Raw genomic sequence first — 12,429 nt, 5'->3', positions numbered from 1 at the left:
CGACAGCCGCGTTGTCCAATGCTGCGAGACGCTGCGAATGTTGCAATGCGGGACAGGGCGGGGCTTTATGATTGACACGCGCGACCATGGCGTCAGAAGGTGCGGCCATTCAGTCTGAGGGGCGGTCAAGGGTGGACGATAAGGTGTCGACGGGAAAAACGCAGGCTTCGGGCGGGGCGAAATCAGGTCAGGCACAGAAGACGGAGGCTTCGGCCGCTGCGTCTTCATCGGCCAAGCGCACCGCCGTCCTGATCGTCGCATCGCACCGGTCCGGGACGAGCGCTCTGTCGCGCGCTCTCAACCTCTTGGGCGGTGACATGCCGCCGCGCCTGATCGGCGCTGACCAATGGAATTCGACCGGCTATTGGGAATCGAAGCCGATCAAGGACCTTAATGAGGAAATGCTCGTATCGGGCGGCGGCGAATGGTCCGAATGGCTGGAATTCAACCCGGACTGGTTCAAATCGTCGGCGGTACAGCGCTTTCGCGACCGCGCGATGGAATTGGTGGGCAGCGAGTTCGGCGACTCGCCGCTCTTCATTTTCAAGGATCCGCGGCTGTCGATCCTGATGCCCTTCTGGCGGTCGATTTTTGATGAACTGGGCGTCGATCAGGTCGCCATCCATCCGCTGCGCAATCCCGTCGAAGTCGCGCGGTCGCTGGAGCGGCGCAACAATTTCCTGATGTCCAAGGGCGTGCTGCTTTGGCTGCGCTATACGCTGGATGGCGAGCGTGGAACGCGGGGCCTGCGCCGCATCTTCACGACGTTTGACGATTTGCTGGAGGATACGGCCGGCCTCATCGAGCGGACGCAGGACGATCTGGGCCTGATCTGGCCGCGCAATTCGGTCAAGGCACGCCGCGAAATCGCGCAGTTCCTCTCGGCCGACATGCGGCACCATCGTGATAATGCCCGTGTGCTCCGGTCGCTCAGCTATGCGTCCGACTGGATTTCTCGCACCTATGAAACGCTGATGGGCTTTGCCGCCGACGGCGAGAGCCCGGAGGGGCGCGCGGCGCTGGACGATGTGCGCAGCCAATTTGTCGCGGCCAGTCACGCCTTTGGCACGATCGCCAAGGATAATGAGGACCGGCACGCCAAGATCGCGCAGTTGCAGCAGGAGCGCGACAAGGCGGGCGCCCGGCAGGCCGAGCTGGAGAGCGCTGCGGCCGCTGCACAGGCCGAGCTTGACGTCCTGCGCGCCGGCAAGGCGGAGCTGGAACGCAGCCTGTCGTCGACGCAGGATCGCCTTTCCGCGCTGGAAACGGGGCGGGCAAGCGCTGAACAACAGCTGGCAGAGGCGCGCAAGGAACGCGACAGCCTGCGCGAGCGCGGCCGGTTGCTGGAGCAGCAGGCTGGCGGATCGCGCAAGCAGGTCGAGGAGCTCAAGGCGGCGCAGTCGGAGGTCGAGGCGCGCGCGGTGAAGGCGCAGGAGCAGGCCGACGCCATCCAGCGCGCCAAGGAGGCGCTGGAGGCGCGGCACCTGGCGACGCAAAAAGAGCGCGATACGCTTCGGGAAATGCGGGCCAAGCTGGAGGGCGACCTGTCCAGCGCGCTGGCGGCAGTGAAGGAGGCGCAGCAACAGGCTGCGACTGCGCGGCAGAAGGCGGAAGAAAGCGCCGCCGCGATAGAAGAGGCGCAGCGTCGCGCGGAGGAAGCCGAGCGACAGGCCGCCACGCAACGGGACGAGAGCGCCGCCGCCATTGAGGAGGCGAAGCGCCGGGCCGAGGAGGCGGAGCGAGCAGCGGCTGCGCGGCAGGAAGAAAGCGCCGCCGCCCTTGAGGAGGCCAAGCGTCGGGCCGAGGAGGCAGAGCGCCAAGCCGCCGCGCGGCAGGAAGAAAGCGCGCAGTCGCTGTCCGATGCCTTGCGCAAGCTGGAGGAGGCGGAACAGGCATCGTCCGACCATCAGGTGAAGGGCGCCCAGACCGAGGCGCTTGCCAAACAGTGGGAAGAGCGCGCCGAGCAATTATCCGGGCAGCTGGCGCAGGAGCGCGCCACGCACGAGGAAGAGCTTTCGCGGCTTCAGGATGAACTGGCGCAGACGCAGAGCGCTCTGCGCCAGCGCCAGCTGGAAACCGAACAGGCGGCCGAGGCTCTGCTCAATGCCCGCAACGACTGGCACGAGCAGCAGGGTGCTGATGCGAAAGCACGCGCCGAGCTTGAACAATCCTTAGCGCAGGCCCAGGCCAAGCTGCGCGATCTGGAGCGGGCCAAGGCGGCCGCCGAAGAGGCGCTCAAGGCCCGGTTCAGCGAAATCGCGACATTGACCGAGCAATTTGCGTTGAGCGAAATGGGGCTTGCGCAGGCGCGTCAGGCCCTGGTGGAGGCGAACCAGTCCTTGGACGAGCGCGACGCGCAGTTGCGCGCCGCAAACGACCGCCATGAGGCGGAGCGCGAGCGGCATGGCGTCGCCATGGAACGGGCGAACCGATCCATCACGACGCTCGAACAGAATTTGCGCGAGCGCACGGCGGAAACCATCCAGCTTCAGACGTCGGTCAATCATCGCGAACTGGAACTGGCGCAAACCCGGCAGATGCTGAGTGAAATGCGCCAACGGCATGGCGATGCGGAAACCAATCTCGCCGAACGGGATGGTGCGATCGAGCAGCTTCGGGCGGACCTGGCCGAACAGACGCGCATGCGCGACGAGGAGCAGAAGCGGCTCCGTCAGGCGCAGGAGCAGGTGCGCGATCTGGAACAATCCCTCGCCGAGCGGGACATCGCGCTTGGTGAGCACCGGCAGCGGCTGGATGATGCGCAGGAGCAGGGTCGGGAACAGGTCGAGGAGCTAACCCGTCTGCGGGACGAAATGGCGCAGCAAGCGGCTCAACTTGATAGGGCGCGTAGCGAACAAGCCCAACATCTGGATCGTGCGCGCCAGTCGGTGCAACATCTGATGGCGCAACTGGAGGAAAGCAAAGCCGACGCTGCGCGAACAGTCAAAGCCCAGGAAGAGCGGTTTCAGAATGTTCTGAGGGAGCGGGAAGACCAGTTGCGCAAGTCGCGTGAGGTGCTTGATAATCATGAAACAGCGCTTCGCGATCATCGTCAACGGCTTGCGCATACGCAGGAACAGGAGCGTCTGCGGTCTGAAGAACTTGCGCGCCTGCAAGGCGACATGGAACAACAAGCTGCCGAAATAGAAAATCTGCGTAAGGCCCACGCGTACGATTTGAAGGGCGTCGAAGCCGATCTTCAGGATATGACGCGCAAGAGGGAAATTCTTCGCGCGACGGTTTTGACGACACAGCAAAATAATATCGATCTCTATCATCGCCTGTTGTCGTCGCTGGAAACGATGCTGGCCCAGGCGGTCTTGCCATTCCCCAAATTGACTCGGAAGAAGACCGAGCAGCAGCAGCGCCGCCTGATCGTCGAACATGGCGGTTTCGATGCCGACTGGTATGTATCGGCTTATCCCGACGTTGCCGTGTCACCGCTTGACCCTGCCTTGCACTTCATTCGTCACGGCCTGGCCGAAGGTCGTTCGCCCAACGCGAAAATGGCTGCGCTGCGGGAGTTGGCGCAGTCGTCGGCAAAGCGCTGATGCGGCCAGGCGCACCGGGCCGAGGCTTGCATCGGCTGGGTCGTTGCCATAGTCGCGGCATCATTCTGCGGCGCTTGGTTCAAAGGCGGGAACCGGCATGACTGAGCTTGGCGGAAGGCAGTTTTGAACAAAGGAAGCGGAGCGGTGGTGGATTTGGAAAGCCAGGGGAATGCGGTCGGCGCCGCTGCGACGGCGGACGATCAGTCCGCTGCGGAATTACGGTTCCTGCGCGCACAGCTGGCGGATGAAACGGCGGCGCGGCAGGCCGCAGAGGCTCAGGCCAAGCGGGCCGACGGCGCCCTTCAGAAGCTGAAGGCCGAATTGCTTGCCGCCAAAGATCAGCAGGCAGCGGCGGTGCGCGAGCATGAGGCCGCTCTGGCCGCGCGATTTAAGGAAAATGCGACGTTGATGTCTGCGCTCAAGCACGCGCAGGATCGCGAAATGCGCGTTCAGGAACTGGTGGCGCAAGCGGACAAGGTTCATCTTTTGGTCACGCGCCTGCTCGGCGCCCTGTTGCGTCAGGCGGCGCCCAAATATCTGCCAGCCAATGTGCGTTTGCAGCGTAAATGCGCGTTGCTGGACGAGCATAGCCTGTTCGACGCCACATGGTATCTCAACCAGAACCCGGACGTGTCCGAAGCGGGCGTCAACGCGGCCGAGCATTTCGTCACCCACGGCCTGCGCGAAGGGCGCTCGGTCAATCGCACGATGGAGGATCTGCGCCGTTGCGCGGCCGCGCTGCAGGAAAAGCCGCGCTGAACCTCTTGCCCTCTACGCGCGCCTTCGGGCGCTTCCGGTTTTTTGCAAAGGCTGACAATGCTGACTTTTGATGATCTTGCGCGCGAAGTCGAACAATCCGGGCTGTTCGACGCGGACTGGTATGTGAAGACCTTTCCCGACGCGCGGCTGGTAGACGTCACCCCCATTCAGCATTTCGTGCGCTTCGGCCTTCTGCTTCAGCGCGATCCTGGCCCCCGGTTCGACACACGTCATTATGTCGAGGTCAATCCCGATGTCGTGGCGGCGGGCATGGACCCGTTGCTCCATTATATCCGCTATGGCGAGGCGGAAGGACGCGAGCCGTTGCCGGCGCGCAAGTCCCCGGTGAAACTGGTCGAATCCGTCGCAAAAGCGCATCAGCCGGCGCCTGGGGCGGTCGAAGGAACATGCGATATCCGCCATGCGACCGATGCGTTCGGACTGCGCGGGTTGGAACCCAATGCCCCGCTCGCTGTCGTCCTCAACCTCGCGCTCAAGGATGACGGTGCGAAAATCGGGAAGATGCTTTCCCGCCTTGGCGCGCTCGACCTGTTCCTGATGGGGGCGATGGATCGGCTCGGGACTGAGGCCCTGCCGGATAATATCGCCTCCTTGACCCTGTTGGGTGAAGCGGATGAGGCGGGCAATGCGCGCGGCTTTTCGCGAGTGGCCGGGTCGGGCGCACTGGATGGCTATGCAGATATCCTATGGATATCGCCGCAGGATGGTTCGGGCGATTCCATTGAGCAGGCGCTCGCGCTTCAATCCGCCTTCGTCGGCGATGCGCAATGGGGGCTTTCTGGCGTTCGTGCCTCCGTGCTCGACCGCCAGGACGCGGGGCGCAAGAGGTTGGTCGATGCCCTCAATACGGCATTGCCGCGCCTGGGGCTGACCTTGGGCCAAGACCCGTTGCAACTGGTCGATGGCCCGGCCATCTGGCTCAAGCCTCTGCTTGGTCGGCCTCTTGCTGTGGCGGTGCGGGCTGCGGAACTGGCCGGCGCTGGCGACTATACGAAATTCCCCGGCCGCGATACGGTGCTGGGACTTTTGTCTGCTATGGCACGCGAAGGCGGCATGGATGTTCGCACCGCCGCCCGGCCCCCGGCGCAGCCTTCTACGCCTGATCGTCCCCTTAAAGCCGTGGCCTTCTACCTGCCGCAATTTCACCCCATCCCCGAAAATGACAAATGGTGGGGCAAGGGCTTTACCGAATGGCAGAATGTCGTGCGCGGCAAGCAGCTATTTCGTCACCATTATCAGCCCCGCGTGCCTGCGGATCTGGGTTATTATGACTTGCGGCTGGAAGAAACGCAGGTGCGACAGGCCGAACTGGCGAGCGAATTCGGCATTCATGGCTTCTGCTTCTATTATTACTGGTTCAACGGCAAGAAGCTGCTCAACCAGCCGATCGAGCAATTCGCCAGGTCATCGCGTATCGACACCGGCTTTTGCGTGTGCTGGGCGAACGAAAACTGGTCGCGCAACTGGGATGGGCAGAACCGCCACGTCCTGATGCAGCAGGATTATTCGCTCGAAAGCAATATCGCCTTCATTCACGAAATGATCCCGATGATGAAGGATCCGCGCTGGATCCGGCATTGCGGCAAGCCCGTCCTGCTCGTCTATCGCATCTCGATCATTCCCAACTGGCTCGAAACCGCGCGCATCTGGCGCGAGGAATGCCGCAAGGCCGGGCTTGGCGAAATTCACCTGTGCGCCGTGCGCTTCGGCCTTGAATCGCTGGCGGGGCAACCGCACGATCACGGGATCGACAGCTATGTCCTGTTCCCGCCGCATGAAGGCGCGCGGGTCGATTTGCGTGCCAAGGTGCACGACCTGCACAAGGATTTTGGCGGCGAGATTTTCGACTATGGCGCGGTCGTCGACGGCGATGTCGAACGCTATGCCGATGGCTATGAATGGCCCGTGCATCGCGGCGCGATGCTGGGCTGGGACAATATGGCGCGCCGCCTGACCGATGCGCGTGTCTTCCACGGCGCAACGCCGCAGGGGTTCCGCCGCTGGATCAAGGGCATATTGGATCAGGAAAGCCGCCACAATGGCGCGCCTGAAACGCTGATGTTCATCAACGCCTGGAATGAATGGGCGGAGGGCACCTATCTGGAGCCCGACCAGCGCTGGGGCCGGACGAACCTCGCCGCATTCCGCTCCGCAGTCGACGCCACGCCGGGCATGAAGGCGGTGACGCTGCCCGCCGGCATTGCCGCCGCCCCCAAGCAGGAAGGCCGGCTCGCGCATCTGGGCAGCCCGCTGGCGCCGGACGGCACCATGCCGCGCGGCCCGGTCTGGTATCGCGGTTACAGGGAGGTAGACCCTACCAAGCCGACGATCCTGCTGTGCGCCCATATTTCCGGGCATCAATTGTTCGGCGGCGAACGCAGTCTGCTCGACGTGCTCGAAGCGCTTGCGACGATGCCGGTCAATGTCATCATGACGCTGCCCAGCGACAATAATCGCGCCTATATCGAGGCAATCCAGAAGCTGTGCGCGGGCGCCTACGCCTTCCGCTATCCGCAGTGGATGGACAATCGCGACAATTATGCGTGGCTGATGCTGGACTTCGCCGACATCATCGCGCGCCATGCCGTCGATATCGTCCACGCCAACACCATCGTCCTGCTGGAACCGATCGCGGCAGCGCGGCGGATGGGCCGCACGGCGCTCAGCCATGTTCGGGAACTCATCTCGCTCGACAATGGCCTTCAGGAGCGCATGGCGCTCACCACCGGGGAGATCATCAGCACGGTGCTGGACCGCACCGATTGGTTGATCGGCAATTCGCGCGCCACCTGCGAGCTGTTCGCGCGGGACGACCGGACCCTCTACGTGCCCAATGCGGTCACGGTCGAGGATTTCGAGATGCGCAACCTGTTCGGCAACACGATCAAGTTCGGCATCGTCAGTTCGAACATTCCCAAGAAGGGGATCGCCGATTTCGTCGAGGTCGCCCGCCTGTCGGCCGCCCGCACCAGCCGCGCCAAATTCGTCATCATCGGCCCGCGCACGCCGCAGATCGAGGCATGGATGGACGAAGTTGCGAAGGGCGAGCGCCCCGACAATCTGATCTTCGCTGGCTACAAGGACAGCGCGCGGTCCGCCATGTCGGAACTCAATGTCCTTCTGAACCTGTCGACCTTCGCCGAATCCTTCGGCCGCACCGTCGCCGAAGCCATGGCGGCCAACCGGCCCGTCATCGCCTATCGCTGGGGGGCGCTGCCTGAACTGGTCCAGCATGGCGAAACCGGCTATCTGGTGCCGTTCAAGAATGTCGGCGCGGTGGTCGATGCGGTGGTCGACCTGTGCGAAAATGACGCCAAGATCGGCACGATGGGGGAGAAGGGCGCTACCTTCATCCGCCAGAATTTCTCGCAGCAGCGTCTGCGCGATCATGTGGGCCAGGCCTATGGCCGGATCACGGGCCGGCCGATGACCCCCGACGCCGATGTCGGTTCGGCCAGCCCGATGGAGCCTGCCGCCCAGATCATCGGCGCTGCCTTGCCCTGCACGATCGTCATCCCTGTCTACAACGCGCCGGAGGAAGTGCGGGCCTGCATCGCCTCCGTCATCAAGCACACCAATTTGAAGGACAACCAGCTGCTCGTCATCGACGATGGCAGCCCGGATCCAGCGGTTGGACCTGTGCTCGACAGTTTTGCCGGGACGCCGGGCCTCACCATCATGCGGTCGCCCCGCAATCTGGGATATACAAAGACGATCAACCTTGGCATCGGTCAGGCCGCCGGGCGCGATGTCGTGCTGCTCAACAGCGACACGGTCGTCACGCCGCGCTGGCTGGAGGGGCTGCGCGCCACGGCCTATAGCCGCGCCAATGTCGGCACGGTAACGGCCATGGGCGATAATGCCGGCGCCTTCTCCTTCCCGCGTCACAACCAGAAATGCGACAAGCCCGATCATCTGACGCATGAGGAATATGCGCTGATGATGGTGCAGGCCGCGGTCGACTGCCCGGCGCCCGAAGTGCCGACCGGTTCGGGCTTCTGCATGTATATCCGCCGTGCGATGATGGACGCATGCGGCACGTTCGATGAAGATGGTTTTCCGCGCGGCTATGGCGAGGAAAATGACTTTTGCATGCGGGCGATGAAGGCGGGCTGGGTCAATCTCATTTCGCCCTGGGCCTTCGTCTTCCATATCCGCACCGCCAGCTTCAAGGGCGAGAAGGACAAGCTGGTCAAGGAAGGCGTCGATGTCGTGATGAAACGCTATCCCGACTATGCCCACCTCGTGAAGGCTGCCTTTTCCGGACCGGACATGACCGCCCTCCGCCAGGCGACCACCCGCGTGACGAAATGAGGAAAGGGGGACTAGCTTAAGGCTGGTCCCCTTTGCGCAATGCATGCCTTCTGACGCTACGTTTTCGGCGACTCGGCATGCCTTTGCCGGGATCGCCCGTGATCGCGTTCTTCACGCATGATCCGAGGCCTGACCCCTTTCCATTTAGGCAGGCGCCGGGGTTTCGACGACTCCTGCCTATCATGTTGCACCTGCTAGATTTTTTGCCGGTAAAGGCCATGTCAGGCCAGCATATATCCGCTGTCCTGCCGCGCTTTCCGAACCGTTCGGCCCACTAAACATGGTTAAGAATTGCTTTTCGCTTGCTTTGCTGCACCTGCGAGGACACATTATTCCCGAATACGAAATTCATAAGCAATGAATTTGAACGGGCCTTGGGGATGAAGGGCGCCGTCGCTGCGGGCGACGCAGACGATCGCAATCTTGTATGAATTGAGGGGCAACGTGCATAAATTGATCCCGGCGGAAGCCGCTCCGGCTGAGCATGTGGCGCTGATCAAGCAGTCTCCCTTGTTCAATGAGGATTGGTATCTGCGCACCTACCCCGACGTCCAGATCCTGGGCGTGGATGCCGCGGCGCATTATCTGTGGCTGGGGTCGCTGCTCCGGCGCGATCCGTCGAGCGAGTTCAGCACCAGCGGCTATCTGGAAATGAACCCGGATGTGGGCGCGGCGGGGATGAACCCGCTGCTCCATTATGTGAAGAACGGGCATCGCGAAAACCGCCGGCTTGGCCCCCGGCGTCGCGCGCTTGACCCGGCGTCCTGGAAGCAGGGCGATGTTGCCGTCATTGCCGACGCGCCCTCGGTCCTGCTGTGCGCGCATGAAGTCAACGCGCATATGTTCGGTGGCGAACGCAGCTTCATCGACATGCTTGATGCGCTGGGCCAGTTGCGCCTCAACATCTATGTCGCCGTGCCCAAGGAAGGCAATCCCGACTATATCGAATTGCTGCGGTCCAAGTCCTGCGGCCTGTTCGCCTTTCCCTATGGCCAGTGGACCAAGAATCGCGGGCCGGACGAAACCTCGATCGAGGATTTCACGCACATCATCGAACAGTGCAATATCAGCCTGGTCTATTGCAATACGATCGTGCTGGTCGATCCGCTGATCGCCGCGCGTCGGACGGGGCGAGTGACGGCGATCCATGCCCGCGAGCTGATCGACCATGACGAACATCTGTGCAACCGCATGGGCATGGATGCGAAGGGCATCATCGACCGCATCCTGCACCAGACCGACTATGTGATCGCCAATTCCGCCGCCACGCAAAAGCTGTTCGAGCGCAGCAAGCGCAGCTTCCACGCGCCCAATGTGGCGAAGGTCGACGCGCTCGACATGGCCAATGTCGTGCAGGACCGGATCGTCTTCGGCATCGTCAGTTCGAACATCCCCAAAAAGGGCATCGCCGATTTCGTCGAGGTCGCGCGCCGCGCGGAAGCGGTGGCGCCCAACGCCTTCTTCCGCGTCATCGGCCCGGAAAACGACTATGTCGCCGAGCTCAAGGCCGCCGGCCTGCCGGGCAATCTGGAATTTGCCGGCTATGCCGACACGCCGGCCGAGGCGATGGCGCAGCTTAACGTGGTGCTCGCTCTGTCGCATTTCGCCGAATCCTTCGGCTGCACCGTCGCCGAAGCGCAGGCAGCGCGCCGGCCGGTCATCGCCTATCGCTGGGGCGCGGTGCCCGAACTGATCGACGACAACCAGACCGGGTTCCTGGTGGACCACAAGGATGTCGACGCCGTCGTCGCGCGGGTGGCAACGCTCTGCCAGGACCCTGATCGCATCGCGACCATGGGGGAGGCTGGCCGCGAAAAGATTCTGCGCCAGTTCGCGCCCGTCGTGCTGCGCAACAATCTGCGCCATGCGCTTTCCGTCATGCTGCACGAGCCGGTTCCGCTGCGCATCGACGAAACCCGCCGCCTGACCATCATCGTGCCCGTCTATAACGCGCCCGAAGCGGTCGAGCGTTGCCTGCAATCGGTGCTGACTCGCACCGACCTTACCCGCCACCGGGTGCTGATGATCAACGATGGCAGCAGCGACGAGCGGGTGCAGCCCCTGCTGGAGCGTTTCGCGCTCAACCCCGGTTTCAACCTGCTCGTGAACCCGCAGAATATGGGTTATACCCGCACCATCAATCGCGGCATCGCCTGGGCCGGGGATGACGACATATTGCTGCTCAACAGCGACACCATCGTCCATGACGGCTGGATCGAGGGCATGCGCAAGGTGGCGCTGGGCACGCCCAAGGCTGGCACTGTCACCGCCATGGGGGACAATTCGGGCAGCTTTTCCTTCCCCACGCCCAATATCGTCAATCCCCGGCCCGAAGGCCTGTCGCATGACGAATGGGCGCACCGGATCATCAGCTTTACGCAGGAGTCCGACCCCATCGACGTGCCGACCGGCAACGGTTTTTGCATGTATATCCGCCGCGACCTGATGGATCATATCGGCCTGTTCGATGAAGAGGCGTTTCCGCGCGGTTATGGCGAGGAAAACGACTTTTGCATGCGCACGATCAAGGCGGGGTGGAAGAATTTCATTTCGCCCCACGCCTATGTCTTCCACCAGCGCACCGCCAGTTTCGGCGCGGAAAAGGATGGCCTCATCAAGACGGCGATGGAAATCGTCCATCAACGCCATCCCGATTATGCGCGCAAGGTGAAGGCGGCGTTTGGATCGGGCAAGATGAAGCAGCTGCGCGCGCTCGCCGCCAGGGCCTATGAGGAGGATGCCGTCGCCACCCGTCCGGCCTGGCGCGACGCGCCGGTGGGCGAGCCTGTGAACGCCAGCGTGTATCGCGTCGGGCCGGAGCGCCGCTTCCTGTCGCTCAACCAGACGATGATCGACTGGCACAGCCTGCGCAGCAACGCGCCCCAGCGCGATCCCGACCTCGTGTCGATCATCGTGTGCGTCTACAATCAATATTCGCTGACCAACAAATGCCTCAATGCGCTGGTGCGCCAGTGCGGCCGCGCCAAGGTCGAGATCATCATGGTCAACAACGGCAGCGATGAGGAAACGTCAGGCCTGCTCGATCAATGGGCGGAGCGGGACGGGCGCATCAGCGTCATCCACAATTTCGACAATCTGAACTTCTCGCTCGGCAATAATGTCGGCTTTGCCGCGTCGCAGGGCGGACGCATCATCTTCCTCAACAACGACACCGAAGTGCAGCCCGGCTGGCTGGAGCCGCTGCTGGCGCCGCTCGCCGACCCGCAAGTCATGGGCAGCCAGCCCAAGCTGCTCTACCCCGATGGCAAGGTGCAGTGTGTCGGCGTGGTCTTCTCGGGCAAGACGCCGCTCGGCTACCCCATTTATGTCGATGAGGACGCTAATTCACCGCTGGTCGCCGACAATCGCCGTTTCCGCGCGATCACGGGAGCCTGTTTCGCGATGCGCGCTGTGGATTTCGCCGCGGTCGGCGGGTTCGACCCGATCTTCATCAATGGGCAGGAAGATATCGACCTGTGCTATCGCCTGGGCCATGGCCGTCATGTCTTCGAATATGCCGCCGGCTCCACCGTCATCCATCATGAAGGCCGTACCAAGGGCAGGGGCCGCTTCATCATCCACAACCGCTACAGCTACACCGCCCGCTGGGGCGAGGCCTTCCCCGGCGACGACGTCGATTTTTACACCCGCGACGGATTTATGGTTGCGGAATATATGATTGATCGTCCAGAACTGGAAACCGAAGGCATCGCCTGCTGGCGGGCGCGGATCGAGGCGAAGGCGGACGGGGTAGGCACTGACTAGCCCGAACAGCGTTTATATT

At 62.8% G+C, this 12,429-nt stretch carries 4 protein-coding genes; all 4 read left to right on the top strand.

Features of this window, described 5'->3' with window-relative positions; all coding sequences use genetic code 11:
- Window positions 1-131 precede the first annotated feature (131 nt).
- Window positions 132-3,551, top strand: a complete 3,420-nt coding sequence (locus RLDS_RS41490) for a sulfotransferase family protein (RefSeq protein ID WP_021226324.1) — start codon at window positions 132-134, stop codon at window positions 3,549-3,551.
- Between the two features lie 144 nt (window positions 3,552-3,695).
- Window positions 3,696-4,310: a hypothetical protein gene (locus tag RLDS_RS41485; RefSeq protein WP_021226323.1), complete on the top strand. Its 615-nt coding sequence runs from the start codon at window positions 3,696-3,698 to the stop codon at window positions 4,308-4,310.
- A gap of 57 nt (window positions 4,311-4,367) precedes the next feature.
- A complete protein-coding gene (locus RLDS_RS54570) occupies window positions 4,368-8,645 on the top strand; it encodes a glycoside hydrolase family 99-like domain-containing protein (protein WP_021226322.1) in 4,278 nt (1,425 codons plus the stop codon).
- Between the two features lie 444 nt (window positions 8,646-9,089).
- Window positions 9,090-12,410 (top strand): glycosyltransferase, encoded by a 3,321-nt coding sequence (locus RLDS_RS0128275; protein WP_031298245.1) that lies wholly within the window; start codon window positions 9,090-9,092, stop codon window positions 12,408-12,410.
- Window positions 12,411-12,429 lie beyond the last annotated feature (19 nt).

The organism is Sphingobium lactosutens DS20 (genome assembly GCF_000445105.1).
GTDB lineage: Bacteria > Pseudomonadota > Alphaproteobacteria > Sphingomonadales > Sphingomonadaceae > Sphingobium > Sphingobium lactosutens.
This window is presented reverse-complemented; position numbering and strand designations above follow the sequence as displayed.